This window comes from Micromonospora sp. NPDC048871, from assembly GCF_043198155.1.
GTDB lineage: Bacteria > Actinomycetota > Actinomycetes > Mycobacteriales > Micromonosporaceae > Micromonospora.
Map to the genome: position 1 here is coordinate 919,373 of NZ_JBICUM010000002.1, position 20,602 is coordinate 939,974.

25 protein-coding genes and 1 pseudogene are annotated in these 20,602 nt (G+C 69.1%); 14 read left to right on the forward strand and 12 right to left on the reverse strand.

Going from position 1 to position 20,602, the window contains the following annotated elements; translation table 11 throughout:
• Nucleotides 1-44: 44 nt before the first annotated feature.
• Both ACGFIK_RS08685 and ACGFIK_RS08690 read left to right on the forward strand, forming a co-directional pair.
• Complete coding sequence (locus ACGFIK_RS08685) at nt 45-920, forward strand: LD-carboxypeptidase (protein ID WP_393338566.1); 876 nt, start codon at nt 45-47, stop codon at nt 918-920.
• Between the two features lie 148 nt (nt 921-1,068).
• Entirely contained in the window at nt 1,069-1,575 is a 507-nt protein-coding gene (locus ACGFIK_RS08690; protein WP_393338464.1) for a hypothetical protein, read from the forward strand.
• 114 nt (nt 1,576-1,689) lie between these two features.
• Here ACGFIK_RS08690 and ACGFIK_RS08695 read toward each other — a convergent pair whose 3' ends face one another.
• Nucleotides 1,690-2,115, reverse strand: a complete 426-nt coding sequence (locus ACGFIK_RS08695; protein ID WP_393338467.1) for a DUF350 domain-containing protein — start codon at nt 2,113-2,115, stop codon at nt 1,690-1,692.
• Between the two features lie 99 nt (nt 2,116-2,214).
• Nucleotides 2,215-3,564, reverse strand: a complete 1,350-nt coding sequence (gene glnA / locus ACGFIK_RS08700; protein ID WP_327024714.1) for a type I glutamate--ammonia ligase — start codon at nt 3,562-3,564, stop codon at nt 2,215-2,217.
• A gap of 209 nt (nt 3,565-3,773) precedes the next feature.
• Between glnA and ACGFIK_RS08705 the strand changes: the two genes are divergently transcribed.
• The 3 genes from ACGFIK_RS08705 (at nt 3,774) to ACGFIK_RS08715 (ending at nt 7,104) form a co-directional block, all read left to right on the forward strand.
• Nucleotides 3,774-5,540 (forward strand): NAD+ synthase, encoded by a 1,767-nt coding sequence (locus ACGFIK_RS08705; RefSeq protein WP_393338470.1) that lies wholly within the window; start codon nt 3,774-3,776, stop codon nt 5,538-5,540.
• Between the two features lie 125 nt (nt 5,541-5,665).
• Nucleotides 5,666-6,511 (forward strand): 3-methyl-2-oxobutanoate hydroxymethyltransferase, encoded by an 846-nt coding sequence (gene panB, locus ACGFIK_RS08710; RefSeq protein WP_327024711.1) that lies wholly within the window; start codon nt 5,666-5,668, stop codon nt 6,509-6,511.
• A gap of 104 nt (nt 6,512-6,615) precedes the next feature.
• Nucleotides 6,616-7,104: a hypothetical protein gene (locus ACGFIK_RS08715; protein ID WP_393338474.1), complete on the forward strand. Its 489-nt coding sequence runs from the start codon at nt 6,616-6,618 to the stop codon at nt 7,102-7,104.
• A 46-nt stretch (nt 7,105-7,150) separates the two neighbouring features.
• Here ACGFIK_RS08715 and npdG read toward each other — a convergent pair whose 3' ends face one another.
• The 4 genes from npdG to ACGFIK_RS08735 form a co-directional block, all read right to left on the reverse strand.
• Nucleotides 7,151-7,849 (reverse strand): NADPH-dependent F420 reductase, encoded by a 699-nt coding sequence (gene npdG / locus ACGFIK_RS08720; protein ID WP_393338476.1) that lies wholly within the window; start codon nt 7,847-7,849, stop codon nt 7,151-7,153.
• A gap of 74 nt (nt 7,850-7,923) precedes the next feature.
• The gene (locus tag ACGFIK_RS08725) at nt 7,924-9,351 is read right to left on the reverse strand and encodes an RNB domain-containing ribonuclease (protein WP_393338479.1); all 1,428 of its coding nucleotides are present in this window, start codon (nt 9,349-9,351) and stop codon (nt 7,924-7,926) included.
• Between the two features lie 97 nt (nt 9,352-9,448).
• Nucleotides 9,449-9,949: a hypothetical protein gene (locus ACGFIK_RS08730; protein ID WP_327024707.1), complete on the reverse strand. Its 501-nt coding sequence runs from the start codon at nt 9,947-9,949 to the stop codon at nt 9,449-9,451.
• Nucleotides 9,950-10,027: 78 nt separating this feature from the next.
• Complete coding sequence (locus ACGFIK_RS08735; RefSeq protein WP_327024706.1) at nt 10,028-10,243, reverse strand: hypothetical protein; 216 nt, start codon at nt 10,241-10,243, stop codon at nt 10,028-10,030.
• Between the two features lie 195 nt (nt 10,244-10,438).
• Here ACGFIK_RS08735 and ACGFIK_RS08740 point away from each other — a divergent pair, with 195 nt between their 5' ends.
• The gene (locus tag ACGFIK_RS08740; RefSeq protein WP_327024705.1) at nt 10,439-10,933 is read left to right on the forward strand and encodes an NUDIX domain-containing protein; all 495 of its coding nucleotides are present in this window, start codon (nt 10,439-10,441) and stop codon (nt 10,931-10,933) included.
• 12 nt (nt 10,934-10,945) lie between these two features.
• Here ACGFIK_RS08740 and ACGFIK_RS08745 read toward each other — a convergent pair whose 3' ends face one another.
• Nucleotides 10,946-11,812, reverse strand: coding sequence for an AraC family transcriptional regulator (locus ACGFIK_RS08745; protein ID WP_327024704.1), 867 nt, complete (start codon nt 11,810-11,812; stop codon nt 10,946-10,948).
• Nucleotides 11,813-12,105: 293 nt separating this feature from the next.
• Between ACGFIK_RS08745 and ACGFIK_RS08750 the strand changes: the two are divergent.
• Nucleotides 12,106-13,196, forward strand: a pseudogene (locus ACGFIK_RS08750) (IS630 family transposase).
• 62 nt (nt 13,197-13,258) lie between these two features.
• Here the strand turns inward: ACGFIK_RS08750 and ACGFIK_RS08755 are convergent.
• Nucleotides 13,259-13,666, reverse strand: coding sequence for an SRPBCC domain-containing protein (locus ACGFIK_RS08755; RefSeq protein WP_327024703.1), 408 nt, complete (start codon nt 13,664-13,666; stop codon nt 13,259-13,261).
• The gene (locus ACGFIK_RS08760; RefSeq protein WP_327024702.1) at nt 13,663-13,968 is read right to left on the reverse strand and encodes a metalloregulator ArsR/SmtB family transcription factor; all 306 of its coding nucleotides are present in this window, start codon (nt 13,966-13,968) and stop codon (nt 13,663-13,665) included. Before ACGFIK_RS08760 ends, ACGFIK_RS08755 begins: the two co-directional genes overlap by 4 nt.
• A gap of 64 nt (nt 13,969-14,032) precedes the next feature.
• On the opposite strand from ACGFIK_RS08760, the gene ACGFIK_RS08765 reads away from it, so the two are divergent.
• The 5 genes from ACGFIK_RS08765 to ACGFIK_RS08785 all read left to right on the forward strand — a co-directional run bounded on the left by ACGFIK_RS08765 (nt 14,033) and on the right by ACGFIK_RS08785 (nt 16,573).
• Entirely contained in the window at nt 14,033-14,449 is a 417-nt protein-coding gene (locus ACGFIK_RS08765) for a hypothetical protein (protein ID WP_327024701.1), read from the forward strand.
• Between the two features lie 249 nt (nt 14,450-14,698).
• Nucleotides 14,699-15,070: a hypothetical protein gene (locus tag ACGFIK_RS08770; RefSeq protein ID WP_327024700.1), complete on the forward strand. Its 372-nt coding sequence runs from the start codon at nt 14,699-14,701 to the stop codon at nt 15,068-15,070.
• Nucleotides 15,067-15,552, forward strand: coding sequence for a roadblock/LC7 domain-containing protein (locus ACGFIK_RS08775; protein ID WP_327024698.1), 486 nt, complete (start codon nt 15,067-15,069; stop codon nt 15,550-15,552). Before ACGFIK_RS08770 ends, ACGFIK_RS08775 begins: the two co-directional genes overlap by 4 nt.
• 121 nt (nt 15,553-15,673) lie before the next feature.
• The gene (locus ACGFIK_RS08780) at nt 15,674-16,117 is read left to right on the forward strand and encodes a hypothetical protein (RefSeq protein ID WP_327024697.1); all 444 of its coding nucleotides are present in this window, start codon (nt 15,674-15,676) and stop codon (nt 16,115-16,117) included.
• 90 nt (nt 16,118-16,207) lie between these two features.
• On the forward strand, nt 16,208-16,573 hold the full coding sequence (locus ACGFIK_RS08785) for a hypothetical protein (RefSeq protein WP_327024696.1): 366 nt from the start codon (nt 16,208-16,210) through the stop codon (nt 16,571-16,573).
• A 67-nt stretch (nt 16,574-16,640) separates the two neighbouring features.
• Here the strand turns inward: ACGFIK_RS08785 and ACGFIK_RS08790 are convergent, their stop codons facing one another.
• Nucleotides 16,641-16,835 carry an AlpA family phage regulatory protein gene (locus ACGFIK_RS08790; RefSeq protein ID WP_327024695.1) on the reverse strand — a complete coding sequence of 65 codons (195 nt, stop codon included), beginning with the start codon at nt 16,833-16,835 and terminating at the stop codon, nt 16,641-16,643.
• A 456-nt stretch (nt 16,836-17,291) separates the two neighbouring features.
• Between ACGFIK_RS08790 and ACGFIK_RS08795 the strand changes: the two genes are divergently transcribed.
• Nucleotides 17,292-17,525 (forward strand): hypothetical protein, encoded by a 234-nt coding sequence (locus tag ACGFIK_RS08795; protein WP_327024694.1) that lies wholly within the window; start codon nt 17,292-17,294, stop codon nt 17,523-17,525.
• A gap of 50 nt (nt 17,526-17,575) precedes the next feature.
• Entirely contained in the window at nt 17,576-17,965 is a 390-nt protein-coding gene (locus tag ACGFIK_RS08800) for a hypothetical protein (RefSeq protein ID WP_327024693.1), read from the forward strand.
• Between the two features lie 1,072 nt (nt 17,966-19,037).
• On the opposite strand, the gene ACGFIK_RS08805 is transcribed toward ACGFIK_RS08800, so the two are convergent.
• The gene (locus tag ACGFIK_RS08805) at nt 19,038-19,793 is read right to left on the reverse strand and encodes a hypothetical protein (protein ID WP_327024692.1); all 756 of its coding nucleotides are present in this window, start codon (nt 19,791-19,793) and stop codon (nt 19,038-19,040) included.
• Nucleotides 19,794-19,852: 59 nt separating this feature from the next.
• On the reverse strand, nt 19,853-20,506 hold the full coding sequence (locus tag ACGFIK_RS08810) for a site-specific integrase (protein WP_327024691.1): 654 nt from the start codon (nt 20,504-20,506) through the stop codon (nt 19,853-19,855).
• Nucleotides 20,507-20,602 lie beyond the last annotated feature (96 nt).

The window sequence follows — 20,602 nt, forward strand, 5'->3', positions numbered from 1 at the left end:
ACCACGTCGTACGCCCGCCGGCCCTGCGTGAGGGGGACACCGTGATGCTGGTGTCGCCCTCCGGGCCGACCCGGGCGGAGCGGGTGGCCCGGGGGGTCGAGCTGCTGACCGGGTGGGGTCTGCGGCCGGTCCTGGCCCCGAACGTGTACGCCCGGCAGGGCTATCTGGCCGGGGCGGACGCGCTGCGGGCCGCCGACCTGAACACCGCCTTCGCCGACCCCCAGGTGCGCGGGATCATCTGCACCCGGGGCGGGTACGGGGCCCAGCGGGTGGTGGATGCGATCGACATGGCGGCGGTACGCCGGGACCCGAAGGTGGTGGCCGGTTTCTCCGACATCACCGCCCTGCAACTGGCCCTGTGGCGGGGGGCCCGGCTGGCCGGGGTGCACGGGCCGGGGGCGGCCTGGCGCGACGAGCGCACCCCCCTGGCCTCCGCGGAGTCCCTGCACGCCGCGCTGACCACCACCGAGCCGGTCACCGTGCCCGCCGTCGAGGGCGAGGAGACCTTCGGCGTACGGGTGCCGGGACGGACGGTGGGTCGGCTGCTGGGCGGCAACCTGTGCCTGATCGTGGCCTCCCTGGGCACCCCGGACATGCCGGACTTGACCGGGGCGGTGCTGTTGCTGGAGGACGTGCAGGAGCCGCCGTACAAGGTCGACCGGATGCTGACCCAGTTGCGCCGGGCGGGTGCCCTGGACCGGCTGGCCGGGGTGGCGGTGGGCCAGTTCACCGACTGCGCGGACGGCTGGGAGGTGAGCGTGGCCGAGGTGCTCACCGAGCGCCTGGGTGACCTGGGGGTGCCGGTGCTGGGTGGGCTGCCGATCGGCCACGGCCCCGGTCAGCTCTCCGTCCCGGTGGGCACCCTGGCCACCCTCGACGCCGACGCCGGCCTACTGACCGTGGCCCCGGCCGTCCGCTGAGATCTGCCCCCTACCGTCACCTCAGGTGCGGCATGTCCGATCATCTGCGCCGACTTGCCAGCTCGCTGACAGGTTCGCCACGGGCCGCGCCCAGACTGGCCGGTCACTGTCGGTGACGTCATCGCATCACCTACGAGTTGGAGGACCGATGTCCCGCACGATCTCGAAGAAGCACCTGCTGGGCGGGCTGGCCGCTGCGGGTGTGCTCGCCGTGGGGATCGCCGCTCCCACCGTGGCGCTCGCCGACGACACGGCCACCCCGAGCCCCAGCGCCAGCGCAAGTGCGGAGGACCACAAGGACGGCCAGCGGCCGGAGCGTGGGGAGCGCCAGCAGGCGTTCGCCGAGGCGTTGGCCGAGGAGCTGGGTGTGCCCGCCGACAAGGTGACCGAGGCCCTGGAGAAGCTCCGCGAGCAGCACAAGCCGGATGGTGAGCGCCCCGAGGGTCGCGGCGGCGACCACAAGCGCGGTGGCGACCACAAGGGTGGCGGCGACCGTGGGCCGAAGGGTTCCCCGGAGGACCGCCAGGAGGCCATGGCCGAGCGCCTCGCCGAGGCGGTCGAGGAGGGCAAGCTCACCCAGGAGCAGGCCGACGCGATCACCGCAGCCGCCGAAGCCGGCGTCTTCGGCCCCGCCCCTCAGCCCACCACCAAGTAACCCCGACGCCCCACCCCGTCGATCATGAGGTTGGCGGCACTCGTCGATCTACAGAGTGCCGCCAACCTCATGATCAACCCCGCTGGGGCGGGGTGGGGTGGGGTGGGGTGGGAGTTAGGCGATGCAGGCGCAGACGATCAGGGCGGCGCCGAAGTGGCTGGCGGCGCTGACCTTTGCGACCGGGTGGGGCTCGTCGGAGCAGACCACCTCGCCGAGCTTGCCCGGGGTGAGCAGGTCCAGCACGACGAAGGCCAGCGCCATGATGCCGAGGCCGATCAGTCCGAACAGCACAGTCGACGCCAGCCCCTTGGCGAAGTCGTGGTAGCTGGTCAGGATCGCGGTGAACACGATCCCGGCGACACCGAGCTGGTTGGCGGCGAGCAGCAACCCGGCGTTGGCGTTACGGCGTACCCAGATCAGGTCCCGCAGCTTGCCGGGGGTGAGCAGGTCGACCAGCCCGAAGCCGGCGGCCATCAGACCGACGCCGACGATCCCGAACACCACGCTCTGCCAGGCTCCGCTGAGCAGATCCTCCAACACCGACTGCCTCCCCGACTGTCATCTCCGACCGGCAGGGCGCCGGCACGGTGATCGAGACGATAGCGGCAGCCCGCAACGGCCGACAGCCCGGCGGCCGGGTTACAGCGACAGGTAGTGCTGGCGCTCGTACGGGGTGACCTCGCGGCGGTACTGCTCCCACTCCGAGCGCTTGTTGCGCAGGAAGAAGTCGAAGACGTGTTCGCCGAGCACCTCGGCGACCAGTTCCGAGCCGGCCATCACGTCGATCGCCTCGGCCAGGTTCTCCGGCAACGGCTCGTAGCCCATCGCCCGCCGTTCGCCACTGGTCAGGGCCCAGACGTCGTCCTCCGCACCCGGCGGCAGCTCGTACCCCTGCTCGATGCCCTTCATCCCGGCACCGAGCAGCACCGCGAAGGCCAGGTACGGGTTGGCGGCCGAGTCGGGCGAGCGGATCTCCACCCGGGCCGAGTTGGGCTTGCCGTACGCCGGGACCCGGACCAGGGCGGACCGGTTCAGGTGCCCCCAGCAGACGTACGCCGGGCTCTCGGTGACCCGGTCCGGCAGGGCCTGCGGGAACAGCCGCTTGTAGGAGTTCACCCACTGGTTGGTGACCGCGGTGTACTCCCGGGCGTGCACCAGCAGCCCGGCGATGAAGGCCCGGGCCACCTTGGACAGCTTCATCGGGTCGCTGGCGTCGTGGAAGGCGTTGCGCTCCCCCTCGAACAGCGACAGGTGGGTGTGCATGCCGCTGCCCGGCTGGTCGGTGAAGGGCTTGGGCATGAAGGTGGCCTGCACCCCGGTGGAGAGGGCCACCTCCTTCACCACGTGCCGGAAGGTCATGATGTTGTCGGCCGTGGTCAGGGCGTCGGCGTAGCGCAGGTCGATCTCCTGCTGGCCGGGGGCGACCTCGTGGTGGCTGTACTCCACCGAGATGCCGATGCGCTCCAGGGCCAGCACCGCCTGGCGGCGGAAGTCCCGGGCCACCGCGTGGGTGGTGTGCTCGAAGTAGCCGCCGGTGTCCACCGGGATCGGCACCGAGCCGTCCGCCGGGCCGTTCTCCAGCAGGAAGAACTCGATCTCGGGGTGGGTGTAGAAGGTGAAGCCCTTCTCGGCCGCCCGGGACAGCGCCCGGCGCAGCACATGCCGGGGGTCGGCCCAGGAGGGGCTGCCGTCGGGCAGCAGGATGTCGCAGAACATCCGGGCGCTCTCGCCGCTGACCCCGCCCTCGAAGGGGAACACCTGGAAGGTCGTCGGGTCCGGCATGGCCACCATGTCCGACTCGAAGACCCGGGCGAAGCCCTCGATCGCCGAGCCGTCGAACCCGATGCCCTCGTCGAAGGCGGCCTCCAGCTCGGCCGGGGCGACCGAGACGCTCTTGAGGGTGCCGAGCACGTCGGTGAACCAGAGCCGGACGAAGCGGATGTCCCGCTCTTCCAGCGTACGAAGAACGAACTCCTGCTGTCGGTCCACTGCCTCAACCTTCCGCGACTCTATGTCCGCCTTCGACCGGGCTTTGCCCGACCTGTCCGACCAGTCTTCACCGGCCCGATTACGCAGACGTTACGCGAACAGCCGTCACCGCGTCCCGTGCAGTCCCGACCGGCGGTCACCGGCCCGCTGCGGGGGTTCGGCAGCCACGCCCACGTGTCGACCTCATCGGGCTGGGGCAAGATGAGGACATGCCCACCCTGCGTCTCGCTCTGTGCCAGGTCAACCCCAGCGTCGGCGATCTCACCGGCAACGCCGACCTAGTCCGCGCCTGGTCCCGCCGGGCCGCCGAGGCCGGCGCCCAGTTGGTGCTCTTCCCGGAGATGGTGCTGACCGGCTACCCGGTGGAGGATCTGGTCTTCCGGCGGTCCTTCGTCGCCGCCTCCAAGGCCGCCCTGGACCGGCTCGCCGCCGACCTGGCCGCCGACGGGCTGGGCGAGGTGCCGATCGTGGTGGGTTATCTGGACGCCGACGGTCCGCCGCAGTTCAGCGGCGACGCCGAGCCGGGTCGCGGGGCCCGCAACGCCGCCGCCCTGCTGCACCGGGGCCAGGTGCAGGCCACCTACTTCAAGCACCACCTGCCCAACTACGGGGTCTTCGACGAGGACCGCTACTTCGTGCCCGGAGACACCCTGACGGTGGTCCGGCTCGGCGGGGTGGACGTGGCGCTGACCATCTGCGAGGACCTGTGGCAGGCCGGCGGGCCGTTCGCCGCCGCCCGGCAGGCCGGGGTCGGGCTGGTCGTCAGCATCAACGGCTCGCCGTACGAGCTGAACAAGGACGACCTGCGGCTGCCGGTGGTCCGCCGCCGGGCCGCCGAGGCCGAGGCCACCATCGCCTACGTCAACATGGTCGGCGGCCAGGACGAGTTGGTCTTCGAGGGCGACTCGATGATCGTCGGGCCGGACGGGACCCTGCTGGCCCGGGCCCCGCAGTTCGTCGAGCACCTGCTCGTCCACGACGTGTCCGTGCCGTCGACCACCGAGGCGGGCGGGATCGCCGACGGCGGCCAGGTGGGCGACGGGTTGCGGCTGGTGCGGCGTACGGTCGAGGGCCTTCCGCCCGCCCCGGACGGCCCGGCGGCGCACGGCGGGGTCATCGAGCCGGTCGCCGACGAGGCCGAGGTGTGGCAGGCCCTGGTGCTCGGGCTGCGCGACTATGTGAACAAGAACCGCTTCCCCTCGGTGGTGCTGGGCCTCTCCGGCGGCATCGACTCGGCCGTGGTGGCGGCCATCGCGGTGGACGCCCTCGGCCCCGACCGGGTCGTCGGGGTCTCGCTGCCCAGTCAGCACTCCTCCGAGCACAGCCGGGAGGACGCGGCCGACCTGGCCAAGCGCACCGGGCTGGACTACCGGATCGAGCCCATCCAGCCGATGGTGGACGCCTTCCTGGCCAACCTGTCCCTGTCCGGGGTGGCCGTGGAGAACCTCCAGGCCCGGGTGCGGGGGGTGATCCTGATGGCCCTGTCGAACCAGGAGGGCCCGCTGGTGCTCACCACCGGCAACAAGAGCGAACTGGCGGTCGGCTACTCCACCCTCTACGGCGACTCGGTCGGCGGCTTCAACCCGATCAAGGACGTGTGGAAGACCCTGGTGTGGCGGCTGGCCAAGTGGCGCAACGCCGAGGCCACCCGGCTGGGCCACACCCCGCCGATCCCGGAGAACTCGATCGGCAAGCCGCCGAGCGCCGAGCTGAGCCCGGGTCAGTTGGACAGCGACACCCTGCCCGACTACGACGTGCTGGACCCGATCCTGATCGGCTACGTCGACGGGGACCTGGGCCGGGATGGCCTGGTGGCCTCCGGCCACGACCCGGCGATCGTGGACAAGGTGCTGCGGATGGTGGATACCGCCGAGTACAAGCGCCGCCAGTCCGCCCCCGGCACGAAGATCTCCATGAAGGCGTTCGGCCGGGACCGACGGCTGCCGATCACCAACCGGTGGCGGGAGGACGGCTGACCCCACCACCGGCCCCGGCCGGAGTGACATCCTCCACTGCGACCTGCCGCCACCGGGCCCACCGGTGCGACGATCGCGGCAGAGCCCGGGGACCGCGTACGCGGCCTCGAGGAAAGGAGACAGTCATGGTGGAGTCCACTCCGGCCGAGGTGACCGCCCTCTACGGCGGCCCGGCCACCCGCCGGGTCCGTACCCGCGATCTGATCGCCGCCAAGGAGCGCGGCGAGAAGTGGGCCATGCTCACCTCGTACGACCAGTACACCGCCTCGATCTTCGACGCGGCCGGCATTCCGGTGCTGCTGGTCGGCGACTCGGCGGCGAACAACGTGTTCGGCTACGAGACCACCCTGCCGGTGACCGCGGAGGATCTGCTGCCCCTGGTCCGGGCGGTGGTCCGGGCCACCCGGCAGACCCTGGTCGTCGGTGACCTGCCGTTCGGCTCGTACGAGGAGGGGCCGACCCAGGCCCTGCGTACGGCCGTACGGTTCATGAAGGAGGGCGGCTGTCACGCGGTGAAGCTGGAGGGTGGTCGGCGCTGTGCCGACCAGATCGCCGCCATCGTCGGCGCCGGCATCCCGGTGATGGCGCACATCGGCTTCACCCCGCAGAGCGAGCACAACCTCGGCGGCTACCGGGTGCAGGGCCGGGGTGACGCCGCCGAGGAGGTGATCGCCGACGCGCGGGCGGTCGCCGAGGCCGGGGCCTTCGCGGTGGTGCTGGAGATGGTGCCCGGGACGGTCGCCAAGCGGATCACCGCCGAGCTGACCATCCCCACGGTGGGCATCGGTGCCGGCCCGGAGACGGATGCCCAGGTGCTGGTCTGGCAGGACATGGCCGGTCTGCGGACCGGACGGGCCCCCCGGTTCGTCAAGCGCTACGCCGACCTGGCCGGCACCCTGGAGGCGGCCACCCGCCGCTTCGCCGAGGAGGTACGCGGCGGCGAGTTCCCGGCCGCCGAGCACACCTTCTGACCCTCGCCGGATCCTGGGGTGCGGCGATGCTTCACACCCCAGGATCCGGTACCGGGATGCCCGAGGGCGGAATGACTGGACAGGGCGCACTACGCTTCGCAGCCGTGAAACGTGATCAACTCTTTGCACTAGCCCTGGCCGGAGTCACCGTCTTCGCCCTCACCGCCTGCGGCGGGGAGGACACCGAGGCCCCGGCGACCTCCGCCTCGGCTCCCGCCAGCGCCTCCGCCACCCCGCAGACCTCCGCACCGGCCGCCGCCGGTGAGGACGACAAGAAGGTCTGTGAGGCCGTGCAGAAGGCCGGAGACGAGTCGAAGGAAGTACTGTTCGACGCGCTCCAGGCCGGTAAGGAGCCGACCGCCGAGATGCTGTCGGAGACCTACACCGACATGGCCGCGGCGCTCGGCAAGGCCGCCGAGGCCGCCAGCACGGACAGCAAGGTGGCCAACGCGGTGAAGGAGTTCCAGGCCCAGGTGGAGGAGGCTGCCGAGTCCTCCGACCCGGTCGCCGCCGGGGACGCCGCCGCCTTCCAGAAGACCGCCACGAACCTCACCGCGGTCTGCAAGGAAACCGGCGTCGACATCAACTTCTGACCGTCGCAACGGTGTGGCCCGGCCCCACGGCCGGGCCACACCGTTGTCAGAGATCGGTGACCCGCACTCCGGCGTGGGTCTTGTACCGGCGGTTGATCGCGATCAGGTTGGCGGTGAACGCCTCGATCTGGTGGGCGTTGCGCAGCCGTCCCGCGTACACCCCCCGCATCCCGGGAATCCGGGCGGCCAGGGCGGCGACGACATCGACCAGCTCCCGCTCCTCGGTGCAGATCAGCACGTCCAGCTCGATCCGGTCGATCTCCGGGTCGGCCAGCAGCGGGGCACTGACGTGGTTGAAGGCCGCGCAGACCCGGGAGTCCGGCAGCAGGGCGGCGGCCTGCTGAACCGCGCTGCCCTCGGCCACCGGCAGGGGGTACGGACCCTGCTTGTCGAAGCCGAGGGGATTGACACAGTCGACCACGATCTTGCCCGCCAGGGGCTCGGCCAGGTCGGTAAGGGTAGCGGCGTGCCCCTCCCAGGGCACCGCGATGATCACCACATCGCTGCGCCGGGCCACCTCGTCGTTGTCCGCCCCGGTGACGCTGCCACCGGCCGCGACCCCGGGCAGGGCGGCGATCTCCTCGGCCGACTGGGCGGCCCGGGAGGCGGAACGGGAGCCGATCAACACGGTCTGACCGGCCCGGGCGAACCGGTAGGCCAACCCCCGACCCTGGTCGCCGGTGCCGCCGATGATGCCGACCGTGAGCCCGGAGACGTCGGGCAGGTCGCTCGGATCGTATGCCATGGTCGTCATCCTTCCAGCCACGCCGACCCGACAACGGCGACTACCCCTGTGACAATCCCCGCTGCCGGTTGCGGTCAGGCGAGTTCGAAGGCGACCGCCCGGGTGGCCGGGTCGGCGGTCACCAACCGGACCCGCATCCGGGTGCCCAGGGTCAGCTCACCCAGGCAGCGGGCGCGTACCGGCGGATCGTCCAGGGCGACCGTACCGCCGGGCGGCCGACTCGACCGGCCGTTCGCCGGGGCGGTCACGTCCAGCACGGCCGCCTCGAAGGTCTCCCCCACCCGGTGCTGCAACAGCACCGCCTCGGCCAGATCGATCGCACCCCGGTTGGCCGCCGAGGCGACCCGGTCGGTGGCCGCCATCGCCGCCGGCAACCGGGGCAACGCCTCCCGGGCCCAGTCCGGCACCGTCCGACCCTCGTGCAGGGCCAGGCAGACCTCCGTGGCATACCGGTCGGCCAGTCGACGCAACGGGGCCGTGACATGGGCGTACGCGGCCGCCACCCCACCGTGGGTCGGCTGCTCGGGCACCTCGCCGTCGAAGGCGGTGTACGCGGCCGACCGCATCAACTCGGCCGCCTGGTCGACGAAGGCGGCGGCCCGGGGCTGCCCCGGATCCAACCCCAGCAGCAGCTCACCGACGCCTACCTCGTCCGGCCAGTGCACCCCCAGCGGCGCGGCGGCGGCCCGCAACCGCTGCACCGCCTCCGGCTTCGGCGCCGGCATAGTACGCAGCAGTCCGATCCTGCCGGCCAGCATCAGATCGGCGGCGGCCATCCCGGTGAGCAGGGAGATCTGGGCGTTGTGTTCCTCCATCGGCACCGGGGCCCGCAGCACCAGCCGCCACCCCTCGCCGTCGGCCTCCACATCCTGCTCGGGGATCGGCAGGTTGATCGCCCCGCGACGCAGTCCCCGGGCGGTGAGCAGGGCCCCGATCTCGGGCAGCAGGGCGATCGGCTCCGGCAGCCGACCCGCCTCGGCGTCGGCCTGCACCCCGGGGTAGTCCAACTGGGCCCGGCTGCGGACCAGCGCCCGTTCCAGATGCACCGACGTGGTGGCCCCCTCGGGGTCCAGGTCGATGGTCCACAGCACGGCCGCCCGGTCCACCTCCGGCAGCAGACTGGCCGCGCCCTCACCGAGGCTGTGCGGGTGCAACGGCACATTGCCGTCCGGCAGGTAGACGGTCTGCCCGCGCCGCCAGGTCTCCTCCTCCAGGACACCACCCGGGCGTACGTGGGCGGCCACGTCGGCTATCGCGTACCGCACCCGGAAGCCGCCACCGGCGCGGCGGCTCAGGTGCATCGCCTGGTCCAGGTCCCGCGACCCGGGCGGGTCCAGGGTGACCAGCGGGATGTCCGTGCGGTCGACCGCGGGCCGGGGTGGCGCGGCGGCGGCCTCCTCGGCCTCCCGCAGCGCGGCCTGCGGGTAGTCGTCGGGCAGCCCCAACTCGCGGCGCAGGGCCCCGAAGTCGATGCGCGGTGCTAGGACGCGTCGGATGACCATGGGCCCATCCTGACAGCGCCGGGTCGGAAACGCCCTCCCCCGACCGACGGGGGTACGCCCCCTCAGTCGGCAGGATCCCGCCGCAGTACGCCCCGGCCTACTTCGCCTTCGTCGTGCCCTTACGGGCGGGGGCCTTCTTGGCGGTGGTGGTCTTCTTCGCGGCCGCCGTGGGCCGGGTCGAGGTCGCCTTCTTCGCGGTGGTCGTCTTCTTCGCCGGAGCCCTGGTCGAGGTCGCCTTCTTCGCCGGGGCCTTCTTAGCGGTCGCCGTGGCGGGCGCCTTCTTGGCGGGCGCCTTCTTGGCGGCGGTCGTCTTGGCGGCGGTCGCAGGCCGGGTGGATGGCGCCTTCTTGGCGGCTGCTGCGGGTCGGGTTGAGGTCGCCTTCGCGGTGGTCTTCTTCGCGGGGGCCTTGGTGGCGGTGGTCTTGGTCGCAGCGGTCCGCGTGGTGGGTGCGGTGGACTTGCGCGCCGCCGGCGCGGTGCCGGTGGCCCGGCGACTGGACGGGGTGCGGGTCACACCGGCGGTGCGTTCCGTCGCGGCGGTTCTCCTCGCGGGCGTACGCTTCGCGGCCGGTGGGGTGGCCTGTTGTGCTTCGGCCATCTCGATTGCCTCCTCGGGGACGTGTCACCGCCCCGGCGGCGCACGCGGTGCTCTCGACCCGGGAGACCCCCGCGTCGTCTACTCCCTGTACTCCTTGCCCTCCTCCTCGGCCCTGCGGGCGTCCTCGGCCTCCCACGCCTCGTTACGCTCCCGCACCTTCTGGAGGGCGTTCTCCGCGTCGGCGGCGGAGGCGTACGGGCCGAGCACGTGCCTAGCCGCACAGACCTCGGTTCCGGTCTCGACTCGGTGGTGTCGGGTGCACCAGTAGTAGCGCCGGGGGTCGCTGTCGCTCATGGGAATCACTGTGCACCGACGAGCGGCCACTCGCCACCGGAACAGCGCAAGTCCTCGGAGACTTCCACAGTAGATCCGGGTGTGATGGTGGCGGGCCGGAACCGGGAGAATCGCCGCCCGGTTCTCCTGGGCCCGGGCGGGGGACGCGGGTCGGGCCGGGAGCGCGGGCCGGCGGCCGGGGCTAGGGTCGCCGGGGTGGGGGTGCCGGATTACATCCTGCGGCTGCGTGAGCACGTCGGACATGACCTGCTCTGGCTGCCGAGCGTCAGCGCGGTGGTCTGCAACGAGGCCGGTGAACTGCTGCTGGGCCAACGCGCCGACGACGGACGCTGGGCGGTGCCTAGCGGTTTCGTCGAGCCGGGCGAACAGCCGGCCACCGCGGTGGTGCGTGAGGTGTGGGAGGAGGCCGGCCTGCGGGTCGAGCCGCTGCGGCTCAGCAGCGCGGTGTCGCACCCGCACCGGTACCCGAACGGGGACCGGTGCGAGTGCCTCAACCTCTGTTTCCACTGCCGGCCGGTGGGCGGGCAGGCTCGGGTGAACGACGACGAGTCGCTGGCCGTGGGTTGGTTCCCGCCGGAGGAGCTACCCGAGTTGGACGAGCATTCCCGCCTGGTGATCCGGCACGCCCTCGACCCCCAGGCCCCGGCCTTCTTCCTGCCCCCGGGCACCGTGTGGCGCGAGCCCGGCTGACCGGAGGAGGGCTCAGGCGGCTACCGGCTCCACCGGGATCCACAGTTGCGCCTCGGCCTGGGTGCCGTCGGCGGAGACCGTGGTACGCGAGATCTCCGGCCCGGGGCGGGAACGGTAGGGGTTGGACGGGAACCACTGGGTGAAGACGTCCCGCCACAGGTGCTGCACCGCTGCGGGGAACGGCCCGGACACCTCGAACACCGCCCAGTCCCCCGCCGACACCGGCAACACCTCGAGATCGGCCGGCACCTCGGCGCCGGTGACCACCCCGTACCAGTAATCCAGTTCGGTGCCCTCGGCCCGGTTGCCGGTCAGGCCGTCGCTGACGTTGACGATCCCCGCCGGTTCCTGGTCGGACAGGGCCTCGATGCGTTCCCGGGTCGCCGGGTCGATGCTCTTGATGAAGGCGACGATCGCCGGGTTCATGCCCTCGTGCACCAGCGGCACCCGGGCCTTGCGGCCGGCCAACTGGAAGGCGTCCTTACTCACGATGCGGTATCGCATACTGCTGCTCCCTTCGACGATGAGCCGGAAGGAGACCCGTGGCTGGGCGTGCAGGGCGCACTTCGTACGCCGGGCCTCGCCCGGGCCTGTCCCGTGCATGGCCTTGAACGCACGGGCGAAGGCCTCGGCCGAGCCGTACCCCCAGCGGACCGCGATGTCCAGCAGGGTGCGCTCCCCCGCGACCACCTCCGCCGCCGCCATGGTCAGCCGTCGACGGCGCACGTACTCGGACAGCGGAATGCCGGCCAGTGCGGAGAACAGCCGCCGGAAGTGGTACTCCGAGGTGACTGCGATCCGCGCCAGATCGGCGATCTCGACCGGCTGGTCGAGCCGCTGTTCTAGGTGGTCCAAAGCCTGGTTGAGCCGCTCCAGCACGCCAGGTCTCCCTCCCTTGATGCGACCCACGCTATGGTCGCGGCGGACTCGCCGACCCGACATGCGGTGCCCGGTCGGGTCGGGTCCAGCGCCGAAGATCCCGTGTTACCGTGCCTGCGTCCGATAGCAGACCATCACTGGCTGGCATACCAGCTCACGAGTGGAGCAGCTAGTGGGCTGTCCATGAACGTTCACCGGGTTGGTGACACGCCGGACGGCGTTCACTCGGACCAGGCGATAGGGGCTCACCCTCGACGGCGGTGATGTTGGCTGCCGGGAGTGGGGTGGGCGAGTTGGCCGAGCCGGTACGGGCACGGCGGTTGACGCAGGACGAGGGCCGCAGGCTGCAGCAACTGGTACGGCGGGGCAAGCACGACTCGGTTCGGTCCGCCGGGCGTTGATCATCATGGCGTCGGCCTCGGGCACGCCGGTGCCGGCGATCGCGCGGCTGGTCGCGGCACACGAGGACACGGTGCGTGATGTGATCCATGCGTTCAACGAGATGGGTCTTCGTGCGCTGGACTCTCGGTGGGCGGGAGGCCGTCCCCGCCGGATCGATGACGACGATGAGGCGTTCATCGTCGCGACGGCCACCACGCGGCCGAGCAAGCTCGGCCGCCCGTTCACCCGCTGGAGCCTGCGCAAACTCGCCGACTACCTCGCTACCAACCCTGATCGGCGGGTGGTTGTCGGTCGGGAACGGCTGCGGCAGATGCTGCGCGACAACGAGGTCAGCTGGCAGCGCACCAGGACGTGGAAGGAGTCGACCGACCCGGACTTCGACGCCAAGCTGGACCGCATCGAGGAGGTGACTACCCGGTTTTCGCAGCGCTGCTTCGCGTTCGACCAGTTCGGGCCGCTGTCGATCCGCCCGTACCACGACACCTCATGGGCGCCGGCCGGGCACCCCGACCGGCTGCCCGCGACCTACGCGCGCACGCACGGGATCCGCTACTTCCACGGCTGCTACAGCTTCGCCGACGACCAGCTGTGGGGTGTCATGCGCCGCCGCAAGGGCGGCGATCACACTCTGTCCGCGCTCAAGTCGATCCGCGCGCGGCGGCCTGACGGTGCACCGATCTACGTCACCCTGGACAACCTGTCGGCGAACAAGACCCCGACCATCCGGGCCTGGGCGGCCCGGAACAAGGTCGAGTTGTGTTTCACCCCGACCAGCGCGTCGTGGGCCAACCCGATCGAGGCCCAGTTCGGGCCACTGCGCACCTTTACGATGGCCGGCTCGAACCACCCGAACCACACCGTGCTGGCCCGTGAGCTGCAGAAATACCTGAGCTGGCGCAACGCCAACGCCCGTCACCCCGACGTCCTGGCAGCTCAACGCCGCGAACGCGCCCGAGTCCGCAGCGAACGCCAACACCGCTGAGGCCGACCTCGCATCAAAACCGCCTGACCGATGAGACCCGGTGACCGTTCATGGACAGCCCGCTATGCGTTCGCGGCTTCAGCTTCGAGATTACCGAGGAAGCCGGCCCAGCCGGTGTGAGTGTTTACGACGAGATCGGGCGGCACGTTGGTGTGGTGCAGGGTCAGCAGGGTGCCGCCGGCTTGCGCCGACAGGGTCACCTCGACCTGGGAGGAGCCGGACGGCAGATCGGGCACGCCGGGCGTCGGATCCCAGCCAAATGTAAAGACGATCTTCTCGTATAGCCGAAGCTCGATGAAGCGGCCGCGTACAACGGGCCGTGGACCGTCGGAGAGCTGGAACATCAGTTCGCCGCCCGGCACCGGGTCGAGATCGGCCGGACCGAGCCAGCGGGCCATGCGCGCCGGATCGGTGAAGAAGCGCCAGACCACCTCGGGCGGGGCTTCGATCTTGATGGTGTGCTCAATCATCCCTGGTGTTCCTGCTCCACTTCTCGCTTGAGATGGTCGAGCCGGGCCGCCCACATGGCGTCAAGGAAGCCAGCGGCCTCGGCGAAGCCTTCGGCCCGCAGCCGGTAGAGGCGGCGGCTTCCGTCGCGTCGCACGTGGAGCAGGCCGGCGTGGACCAGGACACGCAGGTGCTGCGAGACGGCTGGCCGGCTGATCACCGGGAACTGCGCGGCGATCTCGCCGGCTGCGACCTCGCGGTCGCGGGTGAGAAGAAGGATCCCACGGCGGGTGGGGTCGGCCACGGCAACGAACACCTGGTCCATCCACACCCCCTTTCGATGTTAGCTTGTGCCTACGAGCTTACGCGAAGACGGGAGTGTGATTCCGGTGATCGAACGGCTGGAACCCCTGGTCGGACGGTGGCGATCCAGCGGCCGCACGGTGGACGGCGTGCAGATCGCCGGCACCGACGCCTACGAGTGGCTCCCGGGCGGCGGGTTCCTGGTGCACTACGTCGACGTTCAGATGGGCGAGGACCGAGTGCAGGTGATCGAGATGATCGGCGACCCGGACCCGACCGACGGCGGCCGGCTGCGGATGCGGGCGTTCGACGACCAGGGCGGATACGGTGAGATGCGGGCAAGCGTCGACGAGGCCGGTGTCTGGACGTTCACCGGGGACACGATGCGCGCGACGCTAACCATCGACTCGGGCGGCAAGACGATGGCCGCGAAGTGGGAGCGCTCGCCCGACGGCGCAACCTGGGTGGACTGGATGGACATGGAGTTCGCCCGCGAAGCATGAGCGCTCCATAGCGCCCGCTCGTGGTCAGCGCGTTAGCAGCGAGGTGAGTCGGCAGCCATCCGCCGCAGCGACGATCTCGCTAGGCCCGGCGGCCACCCGCAATCGCCCACTCAGGCCATTAGTGCTGGTCGAGGTGCAGAGGTGACGAAAGGTATGCCACCCTCGGGCGAGATTTTCTCGCCGGCATCGACACTGTCGGAAGACCTTGCGCTGGCGTGGGTACCCGCGTCAGTCGGACCTGGAGGAAGCGTGGCCACCCTCGACACCGCACTCAAGGACGCCATGGGCATCGACGGCGCGATCGGCGTCGCGCTCGTCGACTACACCAGCGGAATGACCCTCGGCGTGGCCGGCGGCACCCCGGAGATCGACCTGACCGTCGCGGCGGCCGGCAACACCGATGTGGTACGCGCCAAGATGCGCACCATCGAGATGCTCAAGCTCAACGACGACATCGAGGACATGCTCATCACCCTCGGCGGTCAGTATCACATCATCCGGCCGCTGACCGGGCACACCGGCAAGGGCCTGTTCCTGTACCTGATGCTCAGCAAGAGCCGAGCCAACCTGGCTCTGGCCCGACACCAACTGCGCACCATCGAGGAGCAGCTGGAACTGTGAACAACAGCGACACGGTCCTGCCCCGCCGCACCGCCCAGCCGTCCGGCCCGCCACCCGCCAAGCTGCCACCCTCGCTGGCCGGCAATCCGTCACTGCCGTACTCGGCGATCGGCACCGAGCTGACCGAGCTGCGCCTACAGATCCCCGGGGTGCAGGGCAGTGTCCTCGGCGGGGTGGACGGGCTGCGCATCGCCCACGACCTGCCGGCCGAGCTGAGCCCGGACGACCTGGCCGCGATGGCGGCGGCCACCTTCGGCCTGGGCCGCCAGGTCAGCCACCGTCTGGGCCAGGGCGAGTTCCGCCAGTCCACCGTCCGCAACAACGGCGGCTACTTCTCGGTGTACGCGGTGGGCAGCCAGGCCCTGCTCTCCGTGGTCGGCACCGACGCGATCAATGTGGCCCGGCTGCACCTGCACGCCCCGCCGGTGGCGGACCGCCTGACCGCCCTGCTCGCCCAGATCAGCCCCGTGCCGACCCGCTGACCCCGGGCGCACCGCCCTCCCGTACGCCATCCGGTTCTTCCGGTGTCCTGGCTGCGCGACGGCGGTGCGCTCGGTGTCTGCCGGGGTGCGTGGGGGGCCCGAGGCTGGGTACTGAGCGGCCATGTCAGGTGACAAAAGATCGGTGGACGAGGAGCACTCCCGCCCCGCCGGTGTCGACGACACCACGATCGAGGCGCTGGGTGAACTGAGCAAAGCCCTGGAAGCCATCCACCGGGTACGCGGACATCTGTACTCGGCGCACCAGTTGGTCGGCGGTGCGGACCTCACCCTGGACCGGGTGGTGACCCTGCTGCGCGAGGCCGGACACGACGCCGTAGCCGACCGGGTGGAACACGAACTGCTCGGCCGCAACGTGCTACCCGGCCGCTGGACCTTCCAGATCGTGGAAGAGTTCGACGACGGCTACTACGCCACCTTCCAGGAGATCGAACGGTACGCCCGGGACACCCTGGCCGACGGCCGGCGGCACATCTACGAGGCGGAGATGAAACAACGACGCCGTACCCACGGCCGGGCCGGACACGAGGCCACCCCGTCGCAGTGACCGGCCCGCTCTGCGTGGGCTGAATGCGGTGGTGTCCGTCGCGGGTGACCCGATACCGTCCGGGCTCATCACGGAGGTAGCGGGGTCAGCATGAGCGACGGCAAGGGCACGACGGTGTTGTGGCGCCCGACCGGGCCCCGGGAACTGGAGCTGGTCCGCGCCTCCGGGTGGCGGAGGTGGCCCCCGCGCCTGCCCGACCAGCCGATCTTCTACCCCGTACTGAACGAGGACTACGCGATCAAGATCGCCCGGGACTGGAACGTGCCCGCCTCCGGCGCCGGGTACGTGACCCGCTTCCAGGTCGAGACGGACTTCCTCAGCCGCTACCCGGTCCGCCAGGTCGGCGGCGACACCATCCTTGAGCTGTGGGTACCCGCCGAGGAACTGGACGAGTTCAACAACCACATCGTCGGCCAGATCGAGGTGGTCAACGAGTTCCCTGGTAGAGCCGAGTAGGGCGAGTCCATGAGCGGTGCTGTCGGATCGCGAGGCTGAGAGAGCCACCGCGACGGGCGACTGCGAGCTAGTCCAGGTCCCCGCGCCGGGTGGCGATCCACGCCTCAACGTCCTCGGCAAGCCAGACGTTGCCCATCTGGAGCGTGGCCACAGGCTCAGGGAAGTCGCGCCGATTGGTGATCTGGTAGACGCGCTGTCGGGAGACGCCGCCGAGCATGGTTCGGATCTCGCCCGAACCCACCAACCGCAGCTTCTTGCCCATGGCACTGACGCTAGGCACACGCCGACTAGGCAACCGTCAAGTTGATAGAGGCCTAGTAGTCTCGGGCTCTAGTCGTTTACTCTTGATGCATGACTAGGTTCAAGTGGTACCAACGCCCTGATCAGCCGGTGGACTACATATCAGGTGAGCCGGTCCAGTCCAAGCACCGCACAGCCGCAGAGGTGGATCGGCCGGGCCACCGTCCCGGTCCCGGAGCAGCCGATGACCAAGGCCGCTGCTGCCTGGCGTAAGTGGAAGGCCATCAAGCGACTCAACCAGGGTGACCCATGCTGAACCCCCAACCGCAGCCAGAACCCCCATTCCCCGTCCTGATGGCTGGCTACGTGATCGACTTTCATCACCGTTCGGTCTGCTCGAAGTGCTCTGACGACGGGTGCCCACGCCTGACGGCAGCCGGCGAAGCCCTACGCCTCTGGAGAGACAGGGAGAGCCGGCGTGAAGGCCGGTGACGTGTTGCATCTGACCCGCGCGGCAAGCCCGCAGTTCGTACGGCCGATCCTCTTTCGCCTCATCAAGGTTCGTACGGAGTTGCCCACCTACGACGACCGGACATGGCTCGACGCCTACCAACTCGACAGCAAGGGCGATGCCGCAGCTCACGGAGAACTGTTCGTGCGCAAGGCAGGGGTGGCATGGCCACAGCCGAGTCCTACGAAGTCGCGCGCCTGACGTGGTGGCGCTTCGAAGCCGTAGCCTCGTGATCGTAAGGAGGTTGCCGGGTGGACATTTCGTGGAGTGCCACGTCTCCGACGTCAGGGAAGTTCGCCCCGGTGGAGCGGTCGGACATCGCTGGCCTCATCGAGCGGTTCGATGAACTGCGTGCCCAGGGGCGCGGCTACCTCGAAGTGCGCACCGATGCCGCATTCCCTGTACTCACGCTCGGGTTCACGGAGTCTGCGGCGGTCGTCCAGCTGATGACGGACGAGGATTCCACGTCCCTACTTGCTGCCGACCATCCTGCGAGCACGGATGTGGAAGTCCTGGTGCTGGACGATCCGGTCGAGTTCGCTGCGGACTTCATCTTCGACTTGGATTACGCCTGGCGGGTTGTTGAGGAGTTCGTCCGCACGTGTGTCCCTGGTCGCGCAGGAGCATGGCACGAGTTGTAGTGATGGCCATGACGGATCGTTCCTACGCGCTGGTTCAACGGCCAAAGTCACGGCTCCGAGCTGGTGTGCGACGGACGAGTCGACCTGTACGCCGGATTCTGGCGCTAAGAACGCTCTGACCTGCAACAAAGACCTATCAATAGGACCCTCAGGGCGCTTCTAGGGCGCCTGCGAAGCACCTTGAGCAGCCTCTTCTACCTGCTCCCATCGAGCCAGACTCTCACGTGCATGCCGAGTCTCAGCATGATCAGGACCAAGAGTCGAAGATAGATCAGCTACCAGACGATTAAGCACTTCAATGGCCCCACTAACGTCTCCGGCTTCCCCCTGCGCCTGAGCAAGGAGGCGAAGAGCGGACAGAGTCCCCAGATGCTGACGACCTAGAGTCTCCGAGAAGTTGGCCACAATTCGCTCCATAATAGCCACACTGCCCGAACCAGGCCACATCTCGCCTTTAGCGGGATCGGGCAGACGCGAAAAGTCGCGCTCAGTAGACCACCGAATAAGATCCGAAGCATTGGAAGCAATTTTCTGAGGCTGAGATCCCGACCCTGGCATGGCCCGAGAATATCCGGCCGGACCCCCTACAGCCTTGACAGCCTTAGCCACAAACTCGACATCATCGTCAAATCGCTCCAATTCGCGCAGCGAGACACCTAGATTGCGAAGCCTAACCCTTACATCATTTAACCCTTTGGCGAAGTCAGCCCAATCTTCCATGTAACGCGAGTCGATAGGCTTCCCAGAACCAGCCGCTCCCCGCCCGAGAATAAACTCAACATCATGATCAATAGCACGAACGGGTGCACTCTTCGCGAATGACCCCGCAAGTATCGCGCGATGCGGACCAACAGCAAACCAGGGCGAAACCGAAGAATCATGTTGCCGAGACGGCAACTCCGAGTCCGCCCCCGGCGAGAGGTTCCGTTCCAGCCGAGGCAACACCGCCTCGACACGGTCCCGCAGCCTGCGGAGCAGGCCGGGAGAAGCACCATACTTGCCTAAAAGTTCGACGAATTCAGCGGAAACTTGTCCTGCCCGCGCCGGGCGAGAGCGGAACCCAGGTCCATCCTTAGCGGTCATGCGCACCCCACCAACCCTTCGGTGGCGGACCAAGCCGATCCAGAACCGTAGCCAGATCATCAAGTGTACGCCGAACTTCATCACCAAGCAGATCAACTCGCTTTAGTGATCCACTTACCACGATGCAACCATCAGGTTTACCGTCGAGCGCAAAGGTAGGACTAGCCACGACGCCATCAGGCTGGTCGGAGCGACGCAACTGTCCCCAACTCAGCCCATACCGTTCTCGTGATTCACGCTGCGCCCATAAAGTTGGACCCTGATCGGTTGCATCACGCACGAACTGTCCCCACTCCTCGGCAAGCATCACCTCCTCCGATAATGCGGTTCCTGCAATGCCAACGCCAGGCCGCACAGAGGTCTGAGAATCAGACAACCTCGCCCCTGCCGCCAACGCCATGACGAGATCCAGCCGGTTCCAGAACAGGATGCCGCGACGGCGGTAGTAGCGAACCGTTATCTCATCCCAAGAAACACCCGTAAGCTTGACAAGACGGGATATAACACCACTTAGAGAAGCCCGCAGGTCATTATCGTAATTCCTAATTCGCGATTCTTGTACCGCAAAGCCCACGGAGCGAACAGCGTCATAAATAACCATAATGGACAAAGCGGCCACACTGGCCCACTGGAGCAAGACTTGCTGCTCCCAGAATCGCGCACTAGGAAGGTTGAGCTGGGCCAGCATTACAGCCGCACCCGCTACGGCCATCGCTAACGCGCGGGCCAAGCGCAGAGCAATCACGTAAAGATTATGAGCTATGGTCGCGTGCACATGAAATCCGCACATGGGAGGTGGGCGCCCTACCCGTCACCCTGCGGATCGTTACTAAACAGTAGATCAATCGCGTTGCGGGTGCGTTCCTCACTGGCGGGCATCAGGTGCGTGTAGACGCGGAGGGTGAAGCCGGGGTCGGCGTGGCCGAGGTACGACGCCAGCGCCTTGATGCTCTCCCCTGCGTCGAGCAGCGACGAGGCGTAGAAGTGGCGGAGCGCGTGCATCCCGGTGAAGCGGGTCGGCGTGATGCTGGCCGCCACGACAGCGGGTCGCCAGCTCTTGTTGTCGAAGGTGCGCCGGTTGATCGCGCCGCGCCGGGTGGTGGTGAACAGCAGTGGGACTGTGACCCGCTCGTCTGTGGCCGGGTCCTCCCACGGCAGGGTGAGCGACACCGGAGCGAAATCGCCGACGTGCTGCTTCAGCACCTGGGCGACAGAGTCGGGCAGCGGTATCCGGCGGTCCCGGTCATTCTTGGGCAGGCCGAAGACGAGCCGGGAACGGACGAGCTTGACCTGACGGCAGACGTGCACCCACCCGCCGTCAAAGTCGATGTCGTCGACCCCGAGGCCGAGGATCTCCCCCTGCCGCAGACCGCAGCCGGCCCCCAGGTCGACCATCGGGCGGTATCGCTGGGCGAGGCCACCGCGGATTGCCGAAACCTGTTCGTACCGCCACGGCACTACCCGACCCGAGTTGGCTCAGGTTTCGCGGATCTTGAGGGTGGCTAGGCTGTGACCTGCGGCGATGTTCGCGGTCGGGGTTGTTTTCACGCACTA